The sequence below is a fragment of the Luteibacter pinisoli genome, assembly GCF_006385595.1.
Lineage (GTDB): Bacteria > Pseudomonadota > Gammaproteobacteria > Xanthomonadales > Rhodanobacteraceae > Luteibacter > Luteibacter pinisoli.
Map to the genome: position 1 here is coordinate 2,058,565 of NZ_CP041046.1, position 26,951 is coordinate 2,085,515.

20 protein-coding genes are annotated in these 26,951 nt (G+C 67.3%); 13 read left to right on the top strand and 7 right to left on the bottom strand.

The window, feature by feature from the left end:
* Positions 1 to 3: 3 nt before the first annotated feature.
* Positions 4 to 915 carry a LysR family transcriptional regulator gene (locus FIV34_RS09395; RefSeq protein ID WP_139981914.1) on the bottom strand — a complete coding sequence of 304 codons (912 nt, stop codon included), beginning with the start codon at positions 913 to 915 and terminating at the stop codon, positions 4 to 6.
* Positions 916 to 1,024: 109 nt separating this feature from the next.
* Between FIV34_RS09395 and FIV34_RS09400 the strand changes: the two genes are divergently transcribed.
* The 13 genes from FIV34_RS09400 to FIV34_RS09460 all read left to right on the top strand — a co-directional run bounded on the left by FIV34_RS09400 (position 1,025) and on the right by FIV34_RS09460 (position 20,058).
* A complete protein-coding gene (locus tag FIV34_RS09400; protein ID WP_139981916.1) occupies positions 1,025 to 1,810 on the top strand; it encodes an SDR family NAD(P)-dependent oxidoreductase in 786 nt (261 codons plus the stop codon).
* A gap of 111 nt (positions 1,811 to 1,921) precedes the next feature.
* A complete protein-coding gene (gene aqpZ, locus FIV34_RS09405) occupies positions 1,922 to 2,623 on the top strand; it encodes an aquaporin Z (protein ID WP_139981919.1) in 702 nt (233 codons plus the stop codon).
* Between the two features lie 78 nt (positions 2,624 to 2,701).
* Entirely contained in the window at positions 2,702 to 3,349 is a 648-nt protein-coding gene (locus FIV34_RS09410; protein WP_139981922.1) for a DsbA family oxidoreductase, read from the top strand.
* 84 nt (positions 3,350 to 3,433) lie between these two features.
* Entirely contained in the window at positions 3,434 to 4,660 is a 1,227-nt protein-coding gene (locus tag FIV34_RS09415; RefSeq protein WP_246058791.1) for a DUF2252 family protein, read from the top strand.
* 100 nt (positions 4,661 to 4,760) lie between these two features.
* On the top strand, positions 4,761 to 5,417 hold the full coding sequence (locus FIV34_RS09420) for a DUF3313 domain-containing protein (RefSeq protein WP_139981925.1): 657 nt from the start codon (positions 4,761 to 4,763) through the stop codon (positions 5,415 to 5,417).
* Between the two features lie 144 nt (positions 5,418 to 5,561).
* Positions 5,562 to 7,673 carry a phosphocholine-specific phospholipase C gene (locus FIV34_RS09425; protein ID WP_139981928.1) on the top strand — a complete coding sequence of 704 codons (2,112 nt, stop codon included), beginning with the start codon at positions 5,562 to 5,564 and terminating at the stop codon, positions 7,671 to 7,673.
* A gap of 87 nt (positions 7,674 to 7,760) precedes the next feature.
* Positions 7,761 to 8,486, top strand: coding sequence for a hypothetical protein (locus FIV34_RS09430; RefSeq protein WP_139981930.1), 726 nt, complete (start codon positions 7,761 to 7,763; stop codon positions 8,484 to 8,486).
* A gap of 9 nt (positions 8,487 to 8,495) precedes the next feature.
* Positions 8,496 to 9,944, top strand: a complete 1,449-nt coding sequence (locus tag FIV34_RS09435; RefSeq protein ID WP_139981934.1) for a PQQ-dependent sugar dehydrogenase — start codon at positions 8,496 to 8,498, stop codon at positions 9,942 to 9,944.
* Positions 9,945 to 10,079: 135 nt separating this feature from the next.
* Positions 10,080 to 11,222: a hypothetical protein gene (locus FIV34_RS09440; RefSeq protein WP_211352731.1), complete on the top strand. Its 1,143-nt coding sequence runs from the start codon at positions 10,080 to 10,082 to the stop codon at positions 11,220 to 11,222.
* The gene (locus FIV34_RS09445; protein ID WP_139981937.1) at positions 11,219 to 12,427 is read left to right on the top strand and encodes an efflux RND transporter periplasmic adaptor subunit; all 1,209 of its coding nucleotides are present in this window, start codon (positions 11,219 to 11,221) and stop codon (positions 12,425 to 12,427) included. Before FIV34_RS09440 ends, FIV34_RS09445 begins: the two co-directional genes overlap by 4 nt.
* Positions 12,424 to 15,534 carry an efflux RND transporter permease subunit gene (locus FIV34_RS09450; RefSeq protein WP_246058792.1) on the top strand — a complete coding sequence of 1,037 codons (3,111 nt, stop codon included), beginning with the start codon at positions 12,424 to 12,426 and terminating at the stop codon, positions 15,532 to 15,534. The genes FIV34_RS09445 and FIV34_RS09450 overlap by 4 nt, the downstream gene beginning before the upstream one ends.
* A 10-nt stretch (positions 15,535 to 15,544) precedes the next feature.
* Positions 15,545 to 18,664: an efflux RND transporter permease subunit gene (locus FIV34_RS09455; protein ID WP_139981942.1), complete on the top strand. Its 3,120-nt coding sequence runs from the start codon at positions 15,545 to 15,547 to the stop codon at positions 18,662 to 18,664.
* Positions 18,661 to 20,058 (top strand): efflux transporter outer membrane subunit, encoded by a 1,398-nt coding sequence (locus FIV34_RS09460; protein WP_170207558.1) that lies wholly within the window; start codon positions 18,661 to 18,663, stop codon positions 20,056 to 20,058. The genes FIV34_RS09455 and FIV34_RS09460 overlap by 4 nt, the downstream gene beginning before the upstream one ends.
* Positions 20,059 to 20,500: 442 nt before the next feature.
* Here FIV34_RS09460 and FIV34_RS09465 read toward each other — a convergent pair whose 3' ends face one another.
* From FIV34_RS09465 to FIV34_RS09490, 6 genes are read right to left on the bottom strand one after another with little or no spacing between them, the layout of a single operon-like run.
* Entirely contained in the window at positions 20,501 to 21,337 is an 837-nt protein-coding gene (locus FIV34_RS09465; RefSeq protein WP_211352732.1) for a hypothetical protein, read from the bottom strand.
* Positions 21,337 to 22,671, bottom strand: a complete 1,335-nt coding sequence (locus FIV34_RS09470; protein ID WP_139981947.1) for a lipopolysaccharide biosynthesis protein — start codon at positions 22,669 to 22,671, stop codon at positions 21,337 to 21,339. Before FIV34_RS09470 ends, FIV34_RS09465 begins: the two co-directional genes overlap by 1 nt.
* Before the next feature lie 15 nt (positions 22,672 to 22,686).
* A complete protein-coding gene (spt, locus tag FIV34_RS09475; protein ID WP_139981949.1) occupies positions 22,687 to 23,886 on the bottom strand; it encodes a serine palmitoyltransferase in 1,200 nt (399 codons plus the stop codon).
* On the bottom strand, positions 23,883 to 24,137 hold the full coding sequence (locus FIV34_RS09480; protein ID WP_211352733.1) for an acyl carrier protein: 255 nt from the start codon (positions 24,135 to 24,137) through the stop codon (positions 23,883 to 23,885). Before FIV34_RS09480 ends, spt begins: the two co-directional genes overlap by 4 nt.
* The gene (locus FIV34_RS09485; protein ID WP_211352734.1) at positions 24,134 to 25,120 is read right to left on the bottom strand and encodes an NAD-dependent epimerase/dehydratase family protein; all 987 of its coding nucleotides are present in this window, start codon (positions 25,118 to 25,120) and stop codon (positions 24,134 to 24,136) included. The genes FIV34_RS09480 and FIV34_RS09485 overlap by 4 nt, the downstream gene beginning before the upstream one ends.
* Positions 25,117 to 26,817 carry a fatty acyl-AMP ligase gene (locus FIV34_RS09490; protein WP_211352735.1) on the bottom strand — a complete coding sequence of 567 codons (1,701 nt, stop codon included), beginning with the start codon at positions 26,815 to 26,817 and terminating at the stop codon, positions 25,117 to 25,119. Before FIV34_RS09490 ends, FIV34_RS09485 begins: the two co-directional genes overlap by 4 nt.
* Positions 26,818 to 26,951 lie beyond the last annotated feature (134 nt).

The following is a 26,951-nucleotide window of genomic DNA, read 5'->3' on the forward strand; positions in this document are numbered from 1 at the left end:
GCCTCAGGCCAGGGCCGCGACGCGCGCAGGGAGCGTCTCGGCCAGCCATTCGACGAAGGCCCGCAGCCGCGCGTTGTGTCGTCGGTCGCTGGGGTAGACGACGTAGACGGGCAGGGGCTCGGGCTGCCACTCGGCCAGCACGGGCAGCAACTCGCCGCGGGCGATGGACGGCGCGACGGCGAAGGAGAGCGCCTGCGCGATGCCCAGCCCGGCGAGGGTGGCGGCGGTGTGGGCGTTGCTTTCATTCACCTCGACGACGGCGGTGAGCTCGGCACCGACTTCACGATCGCGATCGAGGAAACGCAGGGGCTGGACCCTGCCGCTGCGCGCCGAGAAATAGCCGACGATGTCATGGCCGTCGCGGGCCAGGTCGTCGGGATGGCGCGGCGTGCCACGCCGGGCGAGGTAGTCGGGCGTGGCGCACATCGTCCACGGCACTTCCGCGATCTTCCGGGTCACGAGGTTCGGATCGTCCGCGGTGCTGCGGATGGCGCAGTCGATGCCTTCGCCGATGAGGTCCACCGTGCGGTCGGTAACGCCTACCTTGAGGCGGATGCCCGGGTAGCGCGCCCGGAACGACGGAAGCTCCGGGAGGATCAGGCAGGCGGCGACCGAGCCGCCAGTGTCGATGCGCAGGTTGCCCACCGGGCTGCTGCGCCCACCCGCCAGCGTGGTTTCGAATTCGTCCAGCTCGGCCAGCCACAGCCGGGTGCGCTCGTAATAGGCGGCGCCCTCGGTGGTGACGGTGACCCGCCGCGTGGTGCGTTCGAACAGTCGGACCCCAAGCTGGGCCTCCAGGCCCTGGATCAGCTTGGTCACCGTGGACTTGGGCAGCTCGAGGCTGTCGGCGGCCCGGCCGAAGCCGCCGGTTTCGACGAGGCGGCCAAACACGCGCATGGCAAGAAGGTGGTCCAAGACTATTTCCCCTTGGGAATAGTGAAATCGCGATCTGATTATTTATCCATCAGCCGCGAATAACCAGACTATCGTTCATCGGCCGCGACGCGGCCTTCGGAGCCTCACCATGAACACCGTTACCTCCCTCGCCACCAGCAACATCCACACCACCCGCCACGCCGGCAAGATCGCCCTGGTCACGGGCGGCAGCTCGGGCCTGGGTCTCGCCACGGCCGAGCGCCTCGTCCGCGAAGGCGCCACCGTCTACATCACCGGCCGCCGCCAGGCCGAGCTCGATGCCGCCGCGGCCGCCGTGGGCGCCACCGCCATCCAGGGCGACATTGCCGTGGCCGCCGACCTCGACCGCATCTTCAGCACCATCCGCGAGCGCAGCGGTCGCCTCGATATCCTGTTCGCCAATGCCGGCGGTGGTGAGTTCGCGCCGCTGGGCCAGGTCACCGAAGCGCAGTTCGACAAGTACTTCGGCATCAACGTGAAGGGCACGCTGTTCACCGTGCAGAAGGCGCTGGAACTGATGGGCCCGGGCTCGGCCATCGTGCTCAACGGATCGATGGTGTCGATCAAGGGCGCGCCGGCCTTCGGTGTGTACGCAGCCACCAAGGCGGCACTGCGCTCGTTTGCTCGTACGTGGGCCAGCGACCTCAAGGGCCGCGACATCCGCGTCAACGTCGTCGCCCCGGGCACCATCGTCACCCCGGGATATTCGACCGAGCTGGGCATGAGCGAACAGCAGATCGCCGACTACGCGGCCTACGTCGAGAGCATCACCCCGCTGGGCCGCACCGGCCAGCCGGATGAAATCGCCAAGGCCGTCTCGTTCCTGGCCTCGGACGACGCAAGCTACATCACCGGCATCGAGCTCTTTGTCGATGGTGGCCAGGCGCAGATCTGAGCAACGCGCGAAAGCTTACCTACGCCGGGTAGGTAGATGTACTCAGGAGCGCGGGCGCCCGTGCCTGAATAATCCCCCGTGAACAGATGCGTTCATGCGAGGAGCAGCGTCATGGCAAAGCGCTTGTGGGCCGAATTCTTCGGCACGTTCTGGCTCGTGTTCGGTGGCTGCGGCAGTGCTGTCATTGCCGCAGCGTTTCCCGATCTGGGCATCGGCTTCGCAGGCGTCGCGCTCGCCTTCGGCCTGACGGTGCTCACGATGGCTTACGCCGTGGGCCACATCTCCGGCGGCCACTTCAACCCGGCCGTGACACTCGGCTGCCTGGTCGGTGGCCGGATCGCGGCGCGCGACGTGATTCCGTACATGGTCACCCAGGTGATCGGGGGCATCGCAGCCGGCGGCGTGCTTTACCTCATCGCCAGCGGCAAGCCGGGCTTCGACGTCACCGCCGGCTTCGCCACCAATGGCTTCGGCGAACACTCGCCGGGCGGCTATTCGGTGGTGGCCGCGGCCGTGGCGGAATTCGTTCTGACGGCCTTCTTCCTGATCGTGATCCTCGGCAGCACCTGCAAGCTGGCGGCCACGGGTTTTGCACCGCTGACGATCGGCCTGGCGCTCACGCTGATCCACCTCATTTCGATCCCCATCACCAACACCTCGGTGAATCCGGCACGCAGTACGGCGGTCGCGGTTTACCAGGGTGGCTGGGCGCTTGGCCAGCTGTGGTTCTTCTGGGTGATGCCGTTGCTTGGCGGCGCGGTGGGAGGACTGATCCATCGGGCGTTGCTGGATGTGAAGCCGGAGCGTTGCTAGTGCAGCGGCGCGTGCGTGCGTGAGGGCAGGGACGGGAGTATTATGTTCGCCATCGCATAAAATTAACGGTTCCGTCCCATGTCCCAGAAAATGAAGATCGACTTCGTCTCCGACATTGCCTGCCCCTGGTGCGCCATCGGCCTCAGTGGCCTCGAGCGCGCCCTCGAAAACCTCCAGGGCGTCGTCGATCCGGAGATCACCTTCCATCCGTTCGAGCTGAACCCGCAGATGGTCGCGGGCGGCGAGAACATGGTGGAGCACATCGTCGCCAAGTACCGCATCCCGGCGGACCAGGCGCGGACCAACCGCGAGAACATCAAGGCGCGCGCGGCGGGCGTCGGCTTCACCATGAACACCTCTGATGCGAGCCGCATCTACAACACCTTCGATGCGCATCGCCTGCTTGCGTGGGCCGGTGAGAAAGGCAAGCAGCACGCACTGAAGCGCCAGCTGCTCGCCCTCAACTTCACCGAGCAGACCGACCCGGGCAACCACGACGCGCTGGTGGATTCGGCGGTGAAGGTCGGGCTGGATGCCACGGAAGCCCGCGCGGTGCTCGACTCGGATCGTTACGCCGCCGAGGTGCGCCGCGATGAAGCGCTGTGGCAGAGCCGCGGCATCACCGGCGTGCCGGCGGTGATCGTCAATGACAAGTACCTGATCTCGGGCGGCCAGCCGCCGGAAGAGTTCGAACGGCAGCTGCGCAAGATCGCGCAGGAGGGCTAAGCGCCCTGGGTGGTTCGCGCAGCCTTGACCTGGCTGCGCTGACACTCCCGGCGGCGTTGTTCCCTCCGCTACCAAGGATGCCGGGTGCCCCGTTCGTCAACGTCTCCCTCCCGTTCCACGGCTCCGGCCGATCGTGTTCCCGTGCTCACCGGACTGCGCCAGCTGAAGATGGCGCGCTCCGCCCACGCCTTCGTGCGTGGCAATACGAGGCAGTTCTATACGTGGCTGGAGCAGGCCGGCCGCAGCTTGCCGCAAGGGCCTACGCTGTGGATCTGCGGTGATTGCCACGTCAGCAACATCGGCCCCGTGGCGGATCGCGAGGGTGAAATCGATATCCAGGTGCGCGACCTGGACCAGGCCGTGCTGGGCAACCCGGCGCATGACATCGTCCGCCTCGCGGTGTCGCTGGCGACTGCCGCCCGCGGGTCGGACCTGCCGGGCGTCGTCACCACGCGGATGGTGGAAGAACTGATCGAAGGGTATGAGCGCGCGATGGGTGGCGGTCGCAAGATCTTGCGCATCGTCGAGCGCCCGGACTCGATGCGCGTCGTGATGAAGGCCGCGATGAAGCGTCGCTGGAAACACCTCGCCCGCGAACGCATGAACGGCACGCATCCGATCATCCCTGAAGGCCGGCGCTTCTGGCCGGTGACGGCGGCCGAGGAAGCGGAGCTTCACGCGCTCACCGCTAGCGAGGGGATGCGCCAGCTGGTCACGCGGATGATCCACCGCGACGACGCCGCAGCCCTGGAACTCGTGGACGCCAAATACTGGGTGAAGGGCTGCAGTTCGCTCGGCCGGTTGCGCTACGCGCTGCTGGTACGGGTATTGACGCCCGGGCAGCGCGACGAGCTGTGCCTGGTGGACGTCAAGGAAGCCATTGCGGCCGCTGCACCGAGCACCGCGCCCGGCGACATGCCGGCCGACAACGCGGAGCGGGTGCGGGAAGGCGCCGTGCACCTGGCGCCGAACCTCGGCGAGCGCATGTTGACCGGGCGCATCGGCGGCAGGACGGTGTTCGTTCGTGAATTGCGGCCGCAGGACCTGAAGATCGACCTGGAGCAGCTCGATGAGCGCCAGGCCATGGAGGTGGCGCGCTACCTGGGTAACGTCGTCGGCCGCGGCCATGCGCGCCAGCTGACGTGGAAGTTACGCAAGGCGTGGCTGGCGGAGCTGTCGCGCAATCGCCCGCAGAGCATCGCCGCGCCGAGCTGGTTGTGGCGCAGCGTGGTCGAACTGGTCGCAGCGCATGAGGCAGCGTACCTGGAGCATTGCCGGAAGTTCGCGCACCACATCGGCCCGGACGACTGACGCGGCATACGTAGTACTACGCAATCGCCGGCTACGTAACTACGGAGTTTCGACAGGGTGCATCGGGCTAGGGTGAAACGGCCCACAAGGAGCTCCCGCCATGCGCCAGTACCCAGTCGTCCTTTCCGCGCTGCTCGTGTTTTCGTCATCACCGCTGTTTGCGCAGCAACAGCCGGCGCACAGCGGGTTCCTTGAGTCGTACCCGGCCATGCAGCCTGACACGAAGCGGCCCGGTGCCTTCATCTACGTGGCCCCGGGTGCCACGCTGAAGGGCTACCACAAGGTGGCGCTGGCGCCGATCCTGGTCTGGTACGCGAAGGACTCCCCGTACCAGGGCATCAACCCCGAGGACCTGGCGGGCGTGACGAAGAACTTCCGCGCGGCCCTGGTGAAGAACCTGGAACCGAAGTACCCGGTGGTGGATGCGACCGGACCGGACGTGCTCCAGCTGCGTATCGCGATTACCCAGGTGTACGCGGAGAAGAAGAAGCGCGGCATCCTCGGTTACACGCCGGTTGGCTTCGTGGTCGGCGCGGCGAAGGACATGGCCACGGCCGGCCCCAACGTCAACCTCAATTCGGCGACGATCGAAGCGGAACTGCTGGACCCGTCCGGCAAGCAGATCGCCGTCTCCATGGATCCGCTGGTGATCGACGCCGACAAGCGCGAGAAGCTGACGTTCGCGCAGATCGCCGACATCCTCGATGCGGCCGGCAAGCGCATCCGCGCGCGGATGGATGCCGACAATCCGCCGTGAGGCCACGGCCCCGATCGCCGAAAGTGTGACGTGCCTTACGGTTCCGGGCGCCCGCCGCGCCCAGGCCGTTCCACGCGCAAGAACTGTCATAACCCGTCGTGACAATCGTCCGCGCAGGGGATAACGACAGCGCGTGGGGCACACATGACCTCCCAGGATCGGCGGCACTTCCTTAAGCTTTCCATGGGCGCCGCAGGAGCGGCCTTTACGGCAACCGTCTTGCCGCCTTCCATCCAGAAGGCGCTCGCCGTGCCCGCCGCCCGGCGGACGGGGACGCTCAAGGACATCGAGCACGTGGTGATCCTGATGCAGGAGAACCGCTCATTCGACCATTATTTTGGCAGCCTGCGCGGTGTGCGCGGGTTCGGCGATCCGCGCGCGCTACAGCTCGCCACCGGCAAGTCCGTATGGCACCAGCCGGTGACCGCGGGTAGCGATGACTACGTGCTGCCGTTCCGTCCGCAGGCCGACAACCTCGGCCTGCAGTTCCTCGAAGACCTGCCGCATGGCTGGAACGACACCCAGGCGGCTTTCAACGCGGGCAAATACGACCAGTGGGTGCCGTCGAAGGGCACGACCACGATGGCTTACCTGACCCGGCAGGACATCCCGTTCCATTACGCGCTGGCCGATGCATTCACCGTCTGCGATGCATACCACTGCTCCATCCTCTCCTCGACGGATCCGAACCGCTATTACATGTGGACCGGCTACGTGGGTAACGACGGGCAGGGCGGTGGCCCCGTGCTGTCGAATGCCGAAGAGGGCTACGGCTGGACGACGTACCCGGAGCGCCTAGAAGCGGCCGGCGTGTCGTGGAAGATCTACCAGGATATGGGGCAGGGGCTGGACGCCGCCGGTGGTTGGGGTTGGACGCCCAATCCATACATCGGCAACTACGGCGACAATTCGCTGCTGTACTTCAACCAGTACCGCAATGCGCAGCCGGGATCCCCGCTTTACGACAAGGCACGCACGGGCACCAACACGCTCAACGGCCAGTCGCTGTTTGAGATCCTGCAAGCCGACGTCGCCGCGGATCGTCTTCCGAAGGTGTCGTGGATCGCCGCACCGGAAGCCTATACCGAACACCCGAGCTGGCCGGCGAACTACGGCGCCTGGTACGTGGACCGCGTGCTCGATGCGCTCACCTCGAACCCCGAGGTGTGGAGCAAGACGGCGCTGTTCATCACCTACGACGAAAACGACGGCTTCTTCGATCACATGCTGCCGGCCTATCCGCCTGCCTCGCGTGATCGTGGCCTCTCCACCGTCAGCACCGACGGCGAGATCTATCCCGGCGGTAATGGCTTCAACGCCGGTGTGTATGGGCTCGGCGTGCGCGTGCCCATGCTGGTGGTGTCGCCGTGGAGCAAGGGCGGCTGGGTCTGCTCCGAAACGTACGACCACACCTCGATCATCCGCTTCCTCGAGCAGCGCTTTGGCGTCGCCGAACCGAATATCTCCGCATGGCGCCGCGCTATCTGCGGCGACCTGACCCGCGCGTTCGACTTCGACGGCCACGATGGCCGCGTGCCGTCGCTGCCGCCGACCGCCGCGTACGAGCCGGACCGCGGCGATCACGCGGACCTGCATCCCACGCCGCCGGGCGTGCAGCAGCTGCCCGTGCAGGAGCGTGGCCAGCGCCCGGCACGCGCACTGCCGTATGCGCTGGAAGTCACCGGCAGCGTCGACCGCGCGCATGGCCGCTACGTGCTCGCCTTCGCCAATACGGGCAAGGCCGGCGCGTGCTTCCACGTGTCCTCGTCGCTGCGCGGCGACGGCCCGTGGACGTATACGGTGGAAGCGGGCAAGTCGCTGTCCGACTACTGGACGAGCAGCAACAGCGGTGATGCCTACGACCTCAGCGTCAGCGGCCCCAATGGCTTCCTCCGCCAGTTCAGCGGCAAGCAGCCGGATGCGGCCGCCGATCGCCGCCGGCTCGCCCTCCCCGAAGTGACGCTGACCGAGGGCCGTCGCCCCGGTGAGCTGCGGCTGGTGGTCAGCAACGACGGCGGCCGCCCCTGCGCGATCACCGTGGAAGCCAACGACTACCTGCATGAGCCGCCGCGGCGCTTCTGGCTGCAGGCGGGTGAACGCATCGAGAGCCATTGGGATATCGGCGGTTGCGACCACTGGTACGACCTGACCGCGACGTGCGACACCGATGAACTGTTCCTCCGTCGCTTTGCGGGACACCGTGAAACCGGCCGCGCATCGGTCTCTGATCCCGCCCTCGGCGGTGGGCATTCCTAAGAAAATCTTATCGGCCGTTTAGGGGATAGGCGGGCCGTTCGCGGCCCGCTAGCCTCGTTGAAGGGGAGCCATCAACGAGGGCAGCGCATGAGTAGCGTTAGCGTGGGCCGTGCATCGGCCAGGGTCGTGCGGCCGCCGTTTTACCTGTTCATGTCGCTGGCCATGGCCGCGGTGATCATCGCCGGGTTCTCGCAGACGGTGCCGGACGATCTGCGGATGAAGCCTGGCCTGCCGCTGCTCATGCAGATCCACGGCCTGGTGTTCACGCTGTGGATCGTCCTCTTCGTAGCCCAACCGGCCATCGTGTTTCGCGGCTCGCTGAAAATGCATCGGCGGGTCGGCTGGGTCGGCGCGGTGCTTGCCTGTGCCATGTTCGTCATGGGCCTGGCGGCCACGTACTTCGCCATCCACTACCGCGTCGTGCCGTCGTTCTTCCCGCCGACGATCTTCCTGGTCATGAATGTCATCGGCATCCTGGTGTTCGCCGGGCTGGTGATCGCGGGCGTGAGCCTGCGCAGGAAGGCCGAGTGGCACAAACGGCTGATGATCTGCGCCACGGTATCGATCATGGGGCCGGGCCTCGGGCGGCTGTTGCCGATGGAATCGTTTGGCCGTGCCGCGCCGCTAGCACTGTTCGCGGCGGTGATGGTGTTCGCGCTGGCGGGGCCGGTGTACGACCTGTTGATTCGCCGCCGCGTGCATCCTGCCTATCTGTGGGGTGTGTCCGCTATCCTGATCAGCATGCTGATCACGGGGCCGATCGCATTCACGCCAGTGGCACGGGCCATGGTGGAGCTCGTCAGCCCCGCATAGGAGGGGCATATGAGGCTTTGGATGGGGCGTGCGGCCGTGCTGGCCCTGGGTGCGGCGCTGCCGCTGGTGTCGGCGGCGCAGACGCAGTCCGTCGCGGCGTTGCCGGACATGACGCTGGCCACGCCGCATCGCTTCGAGCGCGTGGCGTATGACCTTCGCGTGCCCTGGGAACTCGCCTTCCTTCCTGACGGGACGCTTATCTTCACCGAGCGTGACGGGCATGTGCGGCTGCTCGGTCCGGGCCATGACGCCACCCCGGCGCTGCGCACCGCCGTGGCCCTGGGCAACAAGATGGGCATGCTCGGGCTGGCCCTCGACCCGGACTTCGCCAGCAACCATTACGTTTACGTCGCCTACGACCACGTCGCCGGCGACAACCCATCCAACGAAGGCGAGCGCCGGTTTCAGTTGCGCGTCGCCCGTTATACGCTCGAAGGCAACCAGCTGGTCCAGCCAAAGACGCTGATCGACGGCATCCCGGCCGCGACCAACCACACCGGTTGCCGGCTGGTGTTCGGGCCCGATGGCAAGCTCTACATCACCACCGGCGATGCGGACGAGCCGCCGAAGAGCCAGCAGCTCGACCAGCTCAACGGCAAGATCCTCCGGCTGGAACGCGACGGGTCGATCCCGGCGGATAACCCCTTCGTGCACACGCCCGGCGCTCGCGGGGAGATCTGGAGCTACGGCCACCGCAACCCCCAGGGCCTCGCATTCGACGCGCGCACGGGCACGCTCTTCGAGAGCGAACACGGCCCCAATGGCGGTGACGAGATCAACATCGTCGAGCGCGGCGCGAACTACGGCTGGCCGGTGATCGACCATGCCGCTGCGCATGACGGCATGCGCTCACCGTTGCTGGAATTCTCGCCCTCCATCGCACCGGGCAAGGCGATCCTCTATGACGGCAAGGCATTTCCGGAACTGCGCGGCAAGGTCATCGTGGCGTTGTTGCGTGGCGAGGGCCTACTCGTGCTCGACCGTGACGGCAACCGGCTGTCCCATCCGCGCCGCCTGTTCTTCCAGGGCTTCGGCCGTATTCGCGCGGTGACCCAGAGCCCCGAGGGCTACCTGTACTTCAGCACCTCGCAGTACGACCCGGCCGAGGGCCAGCCGCGCCAGGATGACGACCTGATCGTCCGCGTCGTGCCATCGGCCGCGCCGACGGTGTATCCCGGGATCACGCCGCGCTCCCCCACCGCGAAAGCAGCGCCGCTGTCGCCGACCCAGCACGCCATCGCCACGCACTGTGCCGCGTGCCATGGGCCCGACCTGCGTGGCGGCTCGGCGCCCGACCTGGTGACGCGCCACTTCCAGTTTGTGACAGACCCCGAGTCGCTCAAGGCATTGATGGTGCATGGCCTGCCGGACCGCGGCATGCCGCCCAACCCGGCCATCACCGCCGACGAGCAGGCCCTCATCGCCGTCTACCTGGCCGGGGTACGTGCGCAGCACTGACAGCCATACCTTCGTCTGTATCAAAATGACATGGTGATGACTACAATGTTCGTTGCGCTCGAGCGCAGGATGCGCCAGACACGGCTCCGTGTTTCCTGGCGCGGACTCTGTGGTTTGCTTATCGGAGGTCCCACTTTGAGCACGTCTGCCCCGCTGCGTGTCGTCCCGGTTGCCAGCAAGGCAGATCTTGGTCAATTCATCCGGATCCCGAGCGCCCTGCTGGGTGATGATCCCGCCTGGATCTCGCCGCTACTTCTTGAACGCACTTTGCATCTCGGTGCAAAAACCAATCCCTGGTTTGAGCACGCGCACCAGCAAGGCTGGATCGCCTATCGCGGGGATAAGCCTGTCGGCCGCATCAGCGCCCAGGTGGATGACCTTTACCTCGAGCGCTACGGCGACGCCACCGGCTTCTTCGGCATGCTCGACGCCGAAGACAACGCCGAAACCTTCGCCACCCTGATCAGCACGGCCGAGCAGTGGCTGCGCGAGAGGGGCATCAAGCGCGTGCGCGGCCCGCTCAGCCTGTCGATCAACGACGAAGTCGGCCTGCTGGTCGACGGCTTCGATACGCCGCCCGTGTTCATGATGGGCCACGCCAAGCCGTATTACGGCGCACGTATTGAACAGGCCGGTTACACCAAGGCCAAGGACATGCTGGCGTACATGATCGCGCCGGATTTCCCGGTGCCGAAGGTGATGAACCGCCTGCTGGCCAAGTTCATGCCGCGCATCAAGGTGCGCCCGCTCGATACCAAGCGCTACACCGAAGAGCTCGCCGTGCTGCGCGATATCTTCAACGACGCCTGGTCGGATAACTGGGGCTTCGTCCCGTTCACCGAGGCCGAGTTCAAGGACTTGGGCACCAGCCTGAAGCTGCTCGTGGCGTCCGACCTCATCCAGATCGCCGAAGTCGACGGCGTGCCGGCGGCGTTCATCGTCGCGCTGCCGAACGTCAACGAAGTGATCAAGGGCTTCAACGGCAAGCTGGCCCCGTTCAACTGGGTGAAGCTGCTGTGGGGCCTGAAGAAGCGCTTCCCGAAGTCGTCGCGCGTACCGCTCATGGGCGTACGGCGCAGCTTCCACAACACGCCGCTGGGCCCGGGCCTGGCCTTCCTGGTGATCGATGCCGTGCGCCACCACCTCGTCGCGCGCGGCGTGAAGCAGGTGGAACTGTCGTGGATCCTTGAGGACAACGACGGCATGCGCAACATCATCGAGCAGATCGGCGGCCACGATTACAAGCGTTACCGCGTGTACGAGAGGACCATCGCATGAGTCGGCAAGCATCGCGTACCTGGGTGGCGGTGCTTGCAGGCATCGTTGTGATCGGTGGCATCTGGTGGGTGGCCAAAGGCCCCGGCGGCGGCAAGTCGCAGGCGGACCAGACGGTGCCGGTCGTGGCCGCCACCGTACGCCAGGGTGGCTTCGTGGTGTACCGCTCGCAGCCGGGCACGGTCACGCCCTCCAATAGCGTGCTCGTGCGCAGCCAGGTCGATGGCGTGCTCAAGCGCGTGGACTTCACCGGCGGCCAGCTGGTGAAGCAGGGCGACCTGCTGGCGGAAGTGGATCCGCGCCCGTTGCAGGCCCAGGCCCAGCAGGCCGGCGGCGACCTGGCCCGCAGCCAGGCCCAGCTGGCCAACGCGCAGGAAGTGCTGAAGCACTACAACGCGCTGCTCGCCCAGGATTCGATCTCGCGCCAGCGCGTGGCTGACCAGGAAGCACTGGTGCGCCAGTACCAGGCCGAAGTGAAGGCCGGGCAGGGCCGTGCCGATACCGCCCAGCTGCAGCTTTCCAGCGGTCGCATCACCTCGCCCATTGCGGGCATGGTGAGCCTGCGCCGCGTGGATCCGGGCAACCTGGTGGGCCCGGGCGATGCCCGCGGTATCGCCGTGGTGACCCAGTCGCAGCCGAGCAAGGTGGTGTTCTCCGTGCCGGTGAACGTGGTGCCGAGGGTGCTCGAGCGCATGCATGCCGGTACGTGCATCCCGGTACAGGCGGTGGGCGATGGTCCGGATGACATCCTGGCGACCGGCCACCTGCTGGCAGCGAACAACCAGGTCGACCCGGCCACCGGCACGGTGAAGTTCGAAGCAGAATTCGCTAATGCCGATAACTCGTTGCTTCCCAATCAGTTTGTGACGGCGAAACTGCCGGTGCAGGTGCTCGCCCAGGCGGTGCTCGTGCCTTCTGCAGCCATCCAGCAGGGTGCGCAGGGGCCGTTCGTCTACGTGGTGAAGGACGACAAGACCGCGGCCGTGGTGCCGGTGAAGGTCGGCGCCTCCGATGCCACGACCACGGTGGTGACCTCGGGCGTGACCCCGGGCGCCCACGTGGTGGTCGAAGGGGCGGATCGCCTGCGTTCGGGTACCGCGGTGAACGCCACGATGGCGCCGGAGCCGCCCGCCGCGGCCGTGGATTCCGCCGCATGCCGCGATGGCAATGCGGGCGCCACGCCACAGGCACCGAACGCGCGCCCGTGAACCCGTCACGTCCCTTCATCCTGCGGCCCGTAGCCACCTCGCTGCTGGCGATTGCGATCCTGCTCGTCGGCCTTTTCGGCTACCGGTTCCTCTCGCTGTCGGCGCTGCCCGAGGTCGATTTCCCGACCATCGAAGTGGTGACGGCGTACCCGGGCGCCGGCCCCCAGGTGGTGGCGTCGACCATTACCTCGCCGCTGGAGCGCCAGCTTGGCCAGATGCCTGGCCTGGCGCAGATGTCGTCGACCAGCGCCATCGGTACCTCCACGATCACGCTGCGGTTTGAACTGGCGCTGCCGCTGGACGTGGCCGAGCAGGAAGTGCAGGCCGCCATCAATGCGGCGTCGCCGGGCCTGCCCACCGACATCGCGCATCCGCCCATCTATCGCAAGGTGAATCCGGCGGATACGCCGGTGATGACGCTCGCGCTCACCTCGCCGACGCTGTCGCTGCGCACGCTGCGCGAACTGGCTGATACGCGCCTGGTGCCGAAGCTGTCGCAGGTCACGGGCGTTGGCCTGGTGAGCCTGGATGGTGGCCAGCAGCCGGCGGTCGTCGTGCAGGCCGATCCGGTGCGCCTGCGTTCGCATGGCCTCACCCTGGATGACGTGCGCAATGCGATCCGCGATGCGAATTCGAACCAGGCGAAGGGTTCGCTGGACGGCGCGACGCGCTCCTCGGAGATCGCGATCAGCGAGCCGATCGATAGCCCGGAAGCATTTGAACGCCTGACCGTTGCCCATCGCGATGGTGCCGTCGTGCGCCTGGGCGATGTGGCCCATGTGGCCGAGGGTGCGGAGAATGCGCGCCTGGGTGCGTGGTCGAACGACAAGCCGGCCATCATCCTGCGGATCCGTCGCCAGCCCGGTGCGAACGTGGTCGAAGTGGTCGATCGCGTGCGCCAGCTGCTGCCGGCGCTGCAGGCGACACTGCCTGCCGCCGCCGACATCGACACACTCTCCGACCGCACCGAATCGGTGCGCGCCGCCGTGCACGATGTGCAGGTGGAGCTGGTGTTCGCGGTGATCCTGGTGGTGCTGGTGATCTTCCTGTTCCTGGGTAGTGGCACCGCCACGATCATCCCGGGCGTGGTCGTGCCGCTCTCGCTGATCGGCACGTTCGCGGTGATGTACCTGGCCGGCTTCTCGATCAACAACCTCACGCTGATGGCGTTGATCGTCGCCACCGGCTTCATGGTCGACGATGCGATCGTCATGATCGAGAACATCGCCCGCTATATCGAAGCGGGCGAGCGCCCGCTGGCCGCGGCGCTGAAGGGTTCGCGGCAGATCGCCTTCACCGTGGTGTCGCTGACCGTCTCGCTGGTGGCGGTGCTGATCCCGCTGCTGTTCATGGGCGGGCTGGTGGGCCGGTTGTTCCGCGAGTTCGCGGTGACGCTGGCGGTGGCGATCCTGATCTCCGGCGTGGTCTCGCTCACGCTTACCCCCATGATGTGCGCGCGCATGCTGCGCAAGGTCCCTGAGCAGCGTCAGAGCGCGTTTTCGCGCCGCGGCAAGGCGTGGCTCGATCGCGTGCTCGCCTCGTATGCGCGCGGCCTGGACTGGGTGCTTGCGCGACAGACCCTTACCCTGGCCGGCGTCGGCCTGATGATGGTGCTGGCCGTCGTGCTTTACGTCGTCATCCCGCGCGGGCTGTTCCCGGCACAGGACTCCGGCGATATCCAGGGCATCTCCGAAGCCCCGGCGTCGATCTCGTTCGCGGCGATGGGTGAGCGACAGCAGGCCCTGGTCCGCGCCATCTCGGCCGATCCCGCGGTCGCCAGCATCGCCTCGTCGATCGGCGTGGGCGAAGGTGGCACGACGCTCAACAGCGGCCAGCTGCTGATCCACCTGAAGCCGCTCGCGCACCGCGACCGCGTGCCGAAAGTGATGGCGCGTCTTGCCGATGCGGCCGCCAGGGTCGAGGGCATCCGCCTGTACATGCAGCCGGTACCGGACCTCACCATCGATGACCGCGTGAGCCGTGGCCAGTACCAGTTCTCGGTGTCCAGTACCGACCCCGCGCAGCTGGGCCCGTGGGTGTCGCGCGCGGTGGGGCCGCTGCGTGACTCGCGCAAGCTCGTGGATGTGGCGAGCGATCAGCAGGATCACGGCCTGGAGGCGTACATCAACGTCGACCACGACATGGCCAACCGCTACGGCGTGACGTCGGCCGCCGTCGGTGATGCGCTGTACAACGCTTTCGGTCAGCGCCAGGTCGGCACGCTGCTCACCTCGTCGAGTCCGCGCCGCGTGATTCTCGAGGCGAAGGCAGCCGGTGGCGATGCTGCCGACGCGATGAATGGCATTTACCTGGCCGGGCAGGGTGCGGCGGCGAATGCCGATGCCGATCCGAACGATCCGGCGTCGTCGCTGATTCCGCTGGCGTCGTTCGCCACGGTGAGCGAACGGGCGGCACCGCTGCTGGTCACCCGCATCGATCAGCTGCCGGCCGCGAGCGTGTCGTTCAACCTGGCCCCGGGCGTCGCCCTGGGCACGGCCATGCACGAGATCGACAAGGTGCACGCCGGGCTGAACATGCCGGCCAGTGCGCAAGTGAAGTGGGAAGGCTCCGCCGAGGCGTTCCGTGTCTCGCGCGAAGGCCAGCCGTGGCTGATCCTGGCCACGCTGATCACCGTGTACATCGTGCTGGGCGTGCTCTACGAGAGCTATATCCACCCGCTGACGATCCTCTCCACGTTGCCTTCCGCCGGCATCGGCGCGCTGCTGGCCTTGCTCATTGGCGGCTTCGAGCTGGATGTAATCTCGCTGATCGGCGTGATCCTGCTGATCGGCATCGTGCAGAAGAACGCGATCATGCTGATCGACTTCGCGGTGGAAGCGCAGCGGTGTGACCGGCTGAGTGCGCGCGACGCCATCGTGCAGGCCTGCATGCTGCGTTTCCGCCCGATCCTGATGACCACGCTTGCCGCCATGCTCGGCGCGTTGCCGCTGATGCTCGGCGGCGGCATGGGCGCCGAGCTGCGCCATCCGCTGGGCGTGGGCATCTTCTGGGGCCTGGCGGTGAGCCAGGTGCTGACCCTGTTCACGACGCCGGTGATCTACCTGGCGTTCGAGCGCGTGTTCCTGGCACGCGGCCGGCGCGCCTGAGCCCGCCGGCATGAACATCTCACGGCCCTTCATCGACCGCCCGGTAGCGACCTCGCTGCTGTGCCTGGGCCTGGTGATCGCCGGTGCGCTGGCGTGGCGGCTGCTGCCGATCGCCTCCATGCCGGAGGTGAACGTGCCGACCATCAAGGTCTCGGCCGAGCTGCCCGGCGCGAGCCCGGCGACCATGGTGAACGCCGTGGCCACGCCGCTCGAGCGCACCCTGGGCCGTGTCTCCGGCCTCACCGAAATGACCTCGGTGAGCGCGAATGGCACGACCGATATCCGCCTGGCGTTCGATCTGTCGCGCGACGTGGTCGGTGCCTCGCGCGATGTGCAGGCCGCGATCAATGCCGCGCGTGGCGAGTTGCCCCCCGAGATGCCGGCCAGCCCGAGCTACCGCGAGGTCAGCTCGGCGGATGCGCCGGTGCTGGTGCTGGGCCTGACCTCGAAGCACGCCACGCCCGGCCAGATGTACGCCGTGGCGTCCACGACGTTCAGCCAGGCGCTCTCGCAGGTGGATGGCGTGGGCGATGTGGAACTGGTGGGCAGCTCCATCCCCGCGCTGCGGATCGAACTGGACCCGCAGGCGATGAACGCGCATGGCGTCAGCTTCGATCAGGTACGCCGCGCCGTGTCGGCCGCGCTGCCGAATGCGCCGCTGGGCGCTATCGAGTCGGGCGACCGCTACCTTCAGGTGGCCGCGAACGCGCAGGTGGATTCGGCCGCAACGCTCAGCGCACTCACCGTGGCCCATGACGGCGGCGGCAGTGTGCGCCTGGGCGATATCGCCCGCGTCGTCGATTCCGTCCGTGAGCCATCGAACGCCGCGTTGGCCAACGGCGAGCCCGCCGTGCTCGCGCTCGTCCGGCATAAGCCCGGCGCGAACATCATCGAAGTGATCGACGGCATCACCGACCGCCTGCCGGCCCTGCGCGCGTCGCTGCCGGGCGACATGCAGGTCAGTGTGATCGTCGACCGCGCCACCACCGTGCGGGCCTCGCTGCATGCCGCCGAGCACACCCTCGCCCTGGCCGTGGTGCTGGTGGTGATCGTGATGCTGCTGTTCCTGCGCGATCTGCGTACGGCCCTGATCGCCAGCGCCGTGGCGCCGATCTCGCTGGTCGGCGCGATGATCGTCATGTATTTCCTGGGCTACAGCCTCGATATCCTCTCGCTGATGGCGCTGACCATCGCGGTGGGCTTCACGGTGGATGATGCCGTGGTGGTGGTGGAGAACATCGCCCGCCACATCGAGGAAGGCATGCCTCCACGTGAAGCGGCCTACGTGGGCGCGGGCGAGGTGGGCCTCACCGTGCTCTCGATGAGCGCCGTGCTGATCGCGGTGTTCATCCCGCTGTTGCTCATGGGTGGCTACGTCGGCCTGTTCGTCCGCGAGTTCTCGGTCACCATCGCGACGGTCATCGCCATCTCGCTGGTCGTGTCGCTCACCGTGGTGCCCATGCTGTGCGCCTGGTGGCTGAAGCCGGCTCGCGCGGATCGCGAGCATGGGGCCGTGTTCCGCTGGACGGAGCGTCAGTTCGTGGCGCTGCAGGGCGCCTACGACCGCAGCCTGACCTGGGCGCTGCGCCGGGCGCCGCTCACCATGCTCTCGCTGCTGGGCGTGCTGTGCCTTAGCATCGTGCTGTTCATCGTGGTGCCCAAGGGCTTCTTCCCGCGTCAGGACACCGGCGAGCTCACCGGCGATTTCGATACCGACGGCAGCGCGTCGTTCGCGGTGTCGAAGGACAAGCTGGGTACGTTCCTCGCCACGGTGCGTGCCGATCCCGCCGTGGAAAGCGCCGCGGGTTATGCCGAAGACGATTCGGGCTCGCTGTTCGTTACGCTGAAGCCCTTGTCGAAGCGGGACGCAAGCGCCGATGAAGTCGCGGCGCGGCTCAACGCCCAGCTCACCAAACTTCCGGGCGGCGTGTTCACCGTCACCTCGGTGCAGAACATTCGCGTCGGCGGCCGGCGCAGCCGCGCCTCGGACGAATACACCCTCCAGGCCGATTCGCCGGAACTGCTGCGCCGCTGGGTGCCGCCGATCGTGGAAGGCATGATGCGCCTGCCCGAGCTGCGCAACGTCCATGGCGATAATGGCCGCAAGGGCGTGGCCACCGCACTCAGCGTGGATCGCGATGCCGCGGCGCAGGCCGGTACGTCGTATGCCCGCATCGATGGCGTGCTGCGCGATGCCTTCGCCGACCGGCGCGTGGCCACGATGTTCTCGCCCTCGGGCGAATACCCCGTGCTCATGCGCGTGGCCCGCGAGCAGTCGCAATCGCCCGATGCCTTCGCGCCGATCCAGGTGCCGGTCACGGGCGGCCCCGGCGTGCCACTGCTGGGCCTGGCCCAGGTGCACCAGTACCAGGTACCGCTCTCGATCTCGCATTACGGCCAGTCGGTGTCCACCACGATTTCGTTCGACCGCGTGCCCGGCGTCTCGCTCTCCAAGGCGACCCAGGCCATCCAGAAAGTGATGGATGGTCTCGCCGTGCCGACCTCGGTGCGCAGCAGCTTCCAGGGCTCGGCCGGCGCCGCGCGGCAGGTCTCCGATAGCGAGCCCGCGCTGATCCTGGGTGCGGTGCTTACGCTGTTCATCGTGCTGGGCATCCTTTACGAGAGCGTCGTCCATCCGCTCACGATCCTCTCGACGCTGCCTTCGGCGGCCGTGGGCGCGGTGTTCGCGCTGATGGCACTGCATACCGACCTGGACGTGATCGCCCTGGTCGGCATTTTCTCGCTGGTCGGCATCGTGATGAAGAACGCGATCATGATGGTCGATGTGGCGATCGTTTCCGGGCGTACGATGGGCATGACCCCGTCGGAGGCTATCCAGCATGCGTGCCGCCTGCGTTTCCGCCCCATCCTCATGACCTCGCTCGCGGTCATGGTGGCGGCCGTGCCGCTGGCGATTTCGCGCGGCAATGGCGCCGAGATGCATCGCCCGCTGGGCATCGCGATCGGCGGCGGCCTGGTGGTGAGCCAGTTGCTGACCCTCTATACGACCCCCGTGGTTTACCTTTATCTCGACCGTTTCAGCAGGTGGGCTGGCAGATGGATGCAAAGATTCGGCGGCCAGGACCGCGACGCGACGTGGCCGGCAGGCCGCGAGGAGCCGCTCCCGTGAGCGCCCATGGCATGCGTGTACTGATGGCGGCCGCGGCCGTCACCCTGGTGGCTGGCTGTACCGTCGGCCCGGATTACGTGCGCCCGGCGGCGCCGACCTCGGCGGCGTTCAAGGAAGCCAGGGCGCAGGCGGCGCAGGGCGCCCCGGCGGCACCGATCGCCGGCAAGTGGTGGGAGATCTACGGCGACCCGGTGCTCAACGACCTGGTCTCACACGTGGCCGTGGATAACCAGTCACTGGCCGCCTCCGCCGCACGCATGCGCGAAGCGCAGCTGCTGGTGCAGGAAGCGCACGGTGCGGCGTACCCGCAGGTGAGCGTGGGTACGATCAAGTCCGGCCGCCGCAACGAGAATGATTTCGGCCTGGGCGTGAGCTGGGAGCTGGACCTGTGGGGCCGCATCCGCCGCGACGTCGAGGCGCATCGCGCTTCCGCCGAAGCGAGCGCGGATGACCTTGCCGCGGCGACGCTGTCGATGCAGGCGCAACTGGTGCAGGCGTACTTCGCGCTGCGCCAGAGCGATGCCGCGATCGACCTGTTGCAGCGCTCGACGGACGTAGCCACACAGTGGCACCGGATGGTCGGCAACCAGTACACGCAGGGCCAGGCCTCAAGCGCCGATGTTTCCGATGCGCTGGTGAAGCTCAGCGGTGCGCAGCTGCAGCTGGCCGATACCCGCAGCGCCCGTGCGCAGTACGAGCACGCGATTGCCGTGATGCTGGGTAAGCCGCCGGCGGAATTCTCTCTCGCGGCGGCGCCGTTCGATACGCAGGTGCCGGTGATCCCGCCGGGTGTGCCGGCGATCCTGCTCGAACGTCGTCCCGACGTGGCGGCCAGCGAACGCCGCATGGCGGCCGCGAATGCGCGCATCGGCGTGGCGAAGGCGGAAGAGCTTCCGTCTATCAGTCTTGCAGCCGGTATCGGCGTGCGCCGCGGCCCGACCGGCACGGCCGACGTGAAGGGACCGCTGTTCACCGGCGGCCGCCTGGATGCGCAGGTGAAGTCGGCGGGTGAGGGTTACACCGAGGCGGTGGCTAACTATCGCCAGACGGTGCTGGATGCCTATCGCGAGGTGGAAGATAACCTCGTTGCGACGAATGAGCTCGCGAACGTTGCCGAGCTTCATGCGAAGGCGGCGGCTGCGGCGACCGAGTCGGACAGGGTGACGCAGAACCAGTACAAGGAAGGCGTGGCGGATTACCCGGCGGTGGTGCAGGCGACGAATGGTGCGCTTGAGGCTGGCCGTGGCGAGCTGCAGTTGCGTCTGCGCCGGCTGGACACGAGTGTGAACCTGATCGTGGCGTTGGGTGGTGGCTGGCAGGCTGGTGGGTTCGCGGGGTCGGCGGCGGGCAGGCCCTTGGGGCCGCCAGACGCGGACCTTCGGACCGGGCCGTAGGCGCCTTCATCGCGAAACGCGAAACGCCCGGCGGCCCTCCGCTTATGTCGGCCCCAAGGGCCTGCCCGCCACCGAGTCCACACGTTTTGTCGCGTGCAGCACAAGCCGGCGCGCCGCGACCTTACTGCTCGTAGGAGCGCGCTTGCGTGCGATCAGCCTACGGAGCTCCGAAGCCGTGTCGCCGGCATAAACCTCTCCACAGGTGGCTCTCGACACTTCTGGACTATCGGAGGTCGCCATGAGCGTCAGAAGCCGGGGTGTTCTGCTTTTGCCGCACGCAACGGGGCGCGTGGGCTCGGAGGCGGGCAGGCCCCTGGGGCCGACATAAGCGGAGGGCCGCACAAGGCCACGATTGTCGCGAGAGCGGTTCCTACGGCCCGGTCCGAAGGTCCGCGTCTGGCGGGCCCAGGGGCCTGTCCGCCTCCGACTCCTCACGGCATCCTCAAAGCGGATACCGCGCCACCAGCGTCTCAAGACGCGACCGCGTTTCCTTCGCCAGCGGCGCAGGCGTGTTGTAGCTGCGCCGCCCCGACAGCGACTCCGCCACCATCTCATCGTGCCGCGACCCCATCAGCCCATTGATGGCCGCCAGGAACCGCGACATGCAATACGCATGCTCATTCGGCGCCAGCGAACGCAGCGTGTCGTAATACGACACCTGCATGCTCACGATCTTCCGCACCGCGTGGAACTGATCGCCCGCGAAAATCGTCCGGTTCACCGCCTTCTTCAGCCGGCTCATCTCCGCCTTCTGGAACGCGATCACACCCGCTTCGCTGTCCAGGCGCGTCTCCACCATCCCGCGGCGCACGAAATTCCACACCGGCTTCGACAGCAGCACCCGTAGCTTCCAGCCCTGGCGCACGATCGTGCCGCGCTTGCCGCCGCGGAAACCATCCTGCATGTGGCCGAGCACGCGCGTGGTCAGGTCGAACAGATAGCTCGAGCGATGGTTGCGGCTGTACAGGCGCTGCGCAAAGCGCAGGTGCTTGTAGCGTGCGCGGCTGTGCTTGTACTGCAGGCGCTCGTCGGCACTCAGGCCTTCATTGCGCATCAGCTTCTCGACCAGGTGCAGCAGTTCCTCGCGCGATACGCCATCGTCCCAGAACTGCAGGCATAGCGCGTAACAGCGGCGGATCGCATCCTCGGGCACGGCCAGCACGATCGGATCGGGCAGGCAGGTGTGCGCATCGATGATGTCATCGACATCCACGGCATCGAAGAGACGGCCCAGCGTCTCCGGGGAAAATTTAGGCCACTCGGTCATCATGGTGTTCACTAACGTGCTTCCTCCGGTGCATGGAAGGAGAGCGTGTGTCGCTGACGATACGCCGCCACGGTGGGGATTAGCGAGAACAATGCCTCCAGGCACGTCCCGATGAAATACGCGATCGCCGCGCCCATGAGCCCCATGAGGTGGCTCAGGCCGACCAGCAGGCCCGCGTAGGTAAGGGCCGCCAGGGCCTGCGCGACGAGTGCGGCGCGCTGGCGGCTGGCGATATAGAGCAGGGATTCGAGCGGGAAGCCGGCCATGGAGACCACCAGGGCCGCCGACATCACCTGCAGCAGGCTATACGCCTCGAGATACTTGGCGCCGAACACCGAGCCGATCAGCGGCTTGCCGACCAGGATCACCAGCAAGGCCACGAGCACGCCCAGGCCACCCGCCAGCGCCGCCGAGCGGATACCCAGCTTCCACGGCCGCGTGCTGGACGGATCCAGGCGCATGATCTCCGGGTAGAAGCTCTTCTGCATCAGCGAGGCCGGCGTGCCCGCGGCGTCGAAGAAGGTCAGCGCCACCTTGAACACACCCGCCGCGGCCGGGCCGAGCACGATACCGACCAGCACGTTGCTGCCGGCATTACGCGCGGACCAGATCGAGTGGGCGAAGTTGGTGGTCCAGACGAAATCCCACGCGCCCTTGATACGGCGGGCAGGGGCGAGCAGGCCGGGGCGCAGCGCATGTTCGATGTTCTGCCGGCGCAGTTCGCGAACCGCGAACACCCACAGGCACATGTCGCCGACCAGGCTGGAGATGTACCAGGTGGCGATGAAGCCGGGAAAGCCGAGGTGGAACAGGTAAGCCAGCACGCTGCCGACGGCACGCAGGAACGGGGTCACCGCCTGCTGCACGGCGATCAGGTCGAAGCGGTCGATCGAGCGCAGGATGCCGGTGGGCGTCGCCGCGGTCATGGTCGGGATGAGCGTGCAGTACGCCAGGGCCCACCAGAAATCCTCCGGCTTCAGGCCCACCGCGTGGCCCAGCAGCGGCAGCAAGGCCATGCCGCCGACCACCGCCACCGCGCCACTGGCGAGATCCAGGCCGAACGACAGGCCGGTGACGTCGCGGAAGCGCGCCAGGTCCTTGCGCTCGAGCGCCGGCGTGCCGAACTGCACGACGAACTGCCAGGTCTGGAACTTGGCGAAATCGCTGACGCTCTTGGCATAGGCCTGGACCACGACCAGCGTGCCGAACAGCGCAGGCGACATGGCGCGGCCCGCACAGGCGAGCGCGAGCAGGCCCAGCAGGGCGCTCACGACATTGCTTGAGCCGAGGTAAGACGCGTTCCGCAGGATGGTGCGGAACGAGCCGTCGGAGAACCAGTGTTTCATGCCACCGCTACCTGATCACCCGCCATGCGCAGTGGGCCTCGCGCCGGGCCAGCTGGCGAATGCGGCGCAGATCGCATCGATCTGTTCGGGCGTGTGCGCGGCGCTGACGCTGCAGCGGAGCAGGGAGCTCTCACCCGGGGTGGCCGGGGGGACCATGACGTTCACGTACACGCCGTTCTTCAGCAGGTGATCCCAGAAGCGCAGCGCCTCGACCTTCTCGCCGACAAGCACGGCAACCACCGCATTGGCCGGCGCACCCAGGGTGAAGCCCAGCGCGGTGAGGCCGGCATGCAGGCGCTCGGCGTTCTCACGCAGGCGCTGGCGGAGATCGCGCGCGCCTTCCAGCGTGCGCAGTGCCTGGCGGGTCGCCGCGATCGTGGCCGGGGCGAGCGACGCGGTGAAGACGTAAGGCCGGCTGGCGTAGCGCAGCACTTCCATGTCTTCGGAATCGCCGACGCAGAAACCACCGGTGTTGCCCAGGCTCTTGCTGAAGGTGCCGACCACGTAATCGATGTCGTCGAGCACGCCGGCTTCTTCGACCAGGCCCTGGCCGCGCTCGCCGAGCACGCCCATCGAGTGCGCTTCGTCGACCATCAGCGCCGCGCCGAATTCCTTCTTGACCCGGACGAATTCATCCAGCGGCGCGCGATCGCCGAGCATGCTGTACACGCCCTCGATCACGATCAGCGCCTTCGCCGCATCGGCGCCGAGACGGCGCAGGCGCTTGGCGAGGTCGGCCGGATCGTTGTGGCGGAAACGGATGATGTTCGCGCCGCTGAGCTTGCAGCCGTCGTAGATGCTGGCGTGGCTGTCCGCATCGATCAGCACGTTGTCGCCGGGGCCGGCCAGCGCCGAAATCATGCCGAGGTTGGCCTGGTAGCCCGTGGAGAACACGATGCCGTCGCGCTTGCCGTAGAACGCGGCCAGTTCCAGCTCCAGCTCACGGTGCGCGGCATAGCTGCCATTGGCCATGCGCGAGCCGGTGGTGCCGGTGCCCGAGTTTTCCAGCGCGGCGCTCGCGGCCTCGATGCAGCCACGGTCGAACGTCATGCCGAGGTAATTGTTGGTACCGGCAAGGATCGTCCTGCGCCCGTGGATGATGCCCTCGGTGGGCGTCACGATGCGGTCGATCTGCACGCCGAAGGGATCGATGCCCAGCGTGGCCAGCTCTTCCCGGACCGCACGAACGGCCTGCAGTCGGGCATTCAGGCTCATGCGCTCGCGTCCACGGATTTCTGGATCAGCGACGCCAGGTCGCCCACGGTGCGCACTTCGCCCAGCGAATTGATCGGCACGGAGATGTCGAACTCGTCTTCGACCGCGAGCATGAGATCCATCACGCGCAGCGAGTCGAGTTCCAGGTCGCCGGTGAGCTCGGTGGACGCATCGATCACCGGCACGCGGCCCTGGCCGAACGGGGTGACGATCTCAATGAGGCGGGCAAGGGTGGTGTCAGTAACGTTCACGATGGGACTCCGGGGAGGGCGGCGGCGCCCGTGCCGAGCGTATCCGCAAGGCCGCGCTCAAAGCCTAGCGCGGGCCGCCAGCCTGTGGCTTGTGTAAAGGCATGGCCGTTGCCGACCCAGTCGGCGTGCGTGATTTCGCGCACCTTGCCGGGGGTCAGCATGGGCGCGTAGCCAAAGGCGCGCGCGGCCATGAGATTGATGCCTGCGATGGTGCGCAGGACGGGGACGGGAATAGGCAGGCGGCGGATCGGCGCGTTGCCGCGCAGCACCCGGGAGGCCGTGGCCAGCACCGTATCCCAGTCGTAGCCACGCTCGTGGCCGTCGTCCAGTTCATACGTGCTGCCCGAGGCCGTCTCGTGGTCCAGCCACGCGACCACGGCCGAGGCCAGGTCCGCCACGTGGATCAGTGAAAAACGCCCCGTGCCGTCGCCCGGGATGGCGGCGAGGCCGCGCGCCATGCCCTGGAACAGGGGGAGCATTTCGCGGTCGCCCGGGCCATACACGGCCGGCGGCCGCAGTACGGCCCAGTTGAGCCGCCCGGCGTGGGCTTCGAGGGCCAGTTCGCCCAGGCGCTTGCTGTTCGCGTAGTCCGACAGGCCGGGCTCGCGCGCAGCCAGCGAGGAGACGAGCAGGAGGCGCCGGCAGGTCGGCGACTGCTTCGCCGCCTCGACGATGTCGAGCACGCCGGTCTCATTCACCCGGTTGAACGCGGCAGGGCTCGCGCCGCGCACGCTGCCGGCACAGTGGATGACCACGTCGGCGCCGTCGACCAGGGCCGCCAGGGCGTCCTTGTCGGCGAGGTCGCCCGCGATCCACTTCAGGCCATCGGCGCACTGCACGACGCGCCCACGGCGCGGGCGGTACAGCGCGCGCACGCGATAACCGGCCGCCATGAGCTGCTTGCGCAGGGCGGTACCGATAAAGCCGGTGGCGCCGGTCAGCGCAACAACGGGGCCGCCTTCGCCCATGGCGTCAGGGCTCACGAAGCAAGCGCTTCGGGAACCTGCTCCTGTGCACGGCGTTCCAGGTACCCGCGACGGGTGGCCGAGCGCGACAGCTTGCCCGACGACGTGCGCGGCAGGGTATGGCGCGGCACCAGTTCGATCAGGCAGCTGATGCCGAGCTCTTCGAGCAGCTCGCGGCGGATGCGGTGGACCAGGGCTTCGCGCGCTTCGATATCGAGCGTGTTGCACTGGACGACCACGACGGCCACTTCCGCGCCACCCGGGCCCGGTACGCTGAACGCGGACGCATCCTGCGAACGCAGCTCCGGCTGGCGTTCGACGATGTGCTCGATGTCCTGCGGCCAGATGTTGCGGCCGTTGACGATGATCATGTCCTTGTGGCGGCCGGTGACGACCACTTCGCCGTCGACGACGTAGCCGATGTCACCGGTATCGAGCCAGCCGTCAGCCGCGAGTACCTTCGCGGTGATTTCAGCCTGCTGGAAGTAACCCGACATGACGCTCGGGCCACGCACCATGATCCGGCCGACATGCTGGTCGGCGAGGTGCTCACCGGCGTCGTTCCAGATCTCCAGCTCGTGGCCGGGCAGCGGACCGCCACAACGGACGAAGCCGGTACCCGTGCCTTCGGCAACCGGGGAAGCGAGCAGGTTTTCCGACAGTTCGTCGGAATCGATCCACTCGACCACGATGCCCTTGCGCAGCGGCGAGAAGCTCACCGCGAGCGAGGCTTCGGCCATGCCGTACGACGGCACCAGCGAAAGGGGATCGAAACCCGCCGGTGCGAGCATCTCTGCAAAGCGCGCCGGCACGGACGGCAGGATCGGTTCGGCACCGATACCGGCGACGCGCCAGTGCGACAGGTCGTACGAAGCGACGTCCGCCGGCTTAACGCGGCGGGCGCACATGTCATAACCAAACGGCGGGCTGTAGGCGATGGTGGCCTTCGAGTGACTCATCAGTTCGAGCCAGCGGCGCGGACGCATCGCGAACTCGCGCGTGTCGAGGTAATCGATGGAACGCTGCGCGGCCATCACCGTGAGCAGGCAACCGACCAGGCCCATGTCGTGATAGAACGGCAGCCACGAGACGAAACGATCGTCATCGCGCAGCGACAGGCCCGGGCCGATCGAACCCTGCAGGTTCGCCATCAGCGCGTGGCTCGGGATCATCGCCGCCTTCGGCGTGCCGGTGCTGCCGGAGGTGAACTGCAGGTAGGCCACTTCATCGGCGGTCAGCGGCTGCAGCTCGCCGGTGCTGCTCGCCAGCGCGTCAAACGCGTCCGGCGTGCCCCACATGGCGACGTCCAGGCCCTGCACGGATTCACCGAGCAGGCCGAGGAACGACTCGGCGGCGACGACGATCGACGCGCCGCAGGCTTCCAGCATGACGCGGGTTTTGTGCACGAAGGCATCGTGCCCGCCCAGGTTCACCGCCGACGGCAGCGCCACCGGCACGAGGCCGGCGTACTGGGAGGCGAAGAAAAAGCGCAGGAATTCCGGCGTCGTCTCGGCGACGATCGCCAGGCGGGAGCCGCGCGGCAGGCCCAGCGTGGCCAGCTTCTGCGCAAGTTCCATCGCCTGCTTTCGCAAAGTCCGATAGGGTAGTGCGGTAACGAGCTTGCCGCCTGCGTAGAAGTTCGCACCCGTCACGCCGGCCGCCGCATAGTCGAGCGCCTCTGCCAGGGTGGCAAAGTCGCCGGGACGAAGCGGCACCGTGTTTACGGTGGGGGTCGATGCCCCTGATTCGATTGAGATATTTCCGTCTGCACTCATGGTCTTAGCGAGCTCACCAGCGAGTTGCGCATCCCGGGGGAACAGCCCCCGGCGAATGGCAAAAGGTTACTGTA

Coding starts and splice junctions, on each gene's coding strand:
- FIV34_RS09400 (WP_139981916.1), top strand. CDS start 1,025: ATGAACACCGTTACCTCCCTCGCCACCAGCAACATCCACACCACCCGC.
- aqpZ (WP_139981919.1), top strand. CDS start 1,922: ATGGCAAAGCGCTTGTGGGCCGAATTCTTCGGCACGTTCTGGCTCGTG.
- FIV34_RS09410 (WP_139981922.1), top strand. CDS start 2,702: ATGTCCCAGAAAATGAAGATCGACTTCGTCTCCGACATTGCCTGCCCC.
- FIV34_RS09420 (WP_139981925.1), top strand. CDS start 4,761: ATGCGCCAGTACCCAGTCGTCCTTTCCGCGCTGCTCGTGTTTTCGTCA.
- FIV34_RS09425 (WP_139981928.1), top strand. CDS start 5,562: ATGACCTCCCAGGATCGGCGGCACTTCCTTAAGCTTTCCATGGGCGCC.
- FIV34_RS09430 (WP_139981930.1), top strand. CDS start 7,761: ATGAGTAGCGTTAGCGTGGGCCGTGCATCGGCCAGGGTCGTGCGGCCG.
- FIV34_RS09435 (WP_139981934.1), top strand. CDS start 8,496: ATGAGGCTTTGGATGGGGCGTGCGGCCGTGCTGGCCCTGGGTGCGGCG.
- FIV34_RS09445 (WP_139981937.1), top strand. CDS start 11,219: ATGAGTCGGCAAGCATCGCGTACCTGGGTGGCGGTGCTTGCAGGCATC.
- FIV34_RS09455 (WP_139981942.1), top strand. CDS start 15,545: ATGAACATCTCACGGCCCTTCATCGACCGCCCGGTAGCGACCTCGCTG.
- FIV34_RS09470 (WP_139981947.1), bottom strand. CDS start 22,671: ATGAAACACTGGTTCTCCGACGGCTCGTTCCGCACCATCCTGCGGAAC.
- spt (WP_139981949.1), bottom strand. CDS start 23,886: ATGAGCCTGAATGCCCGACTGCAGGCCGTTCGTGCGGTCCGGGAAGAG.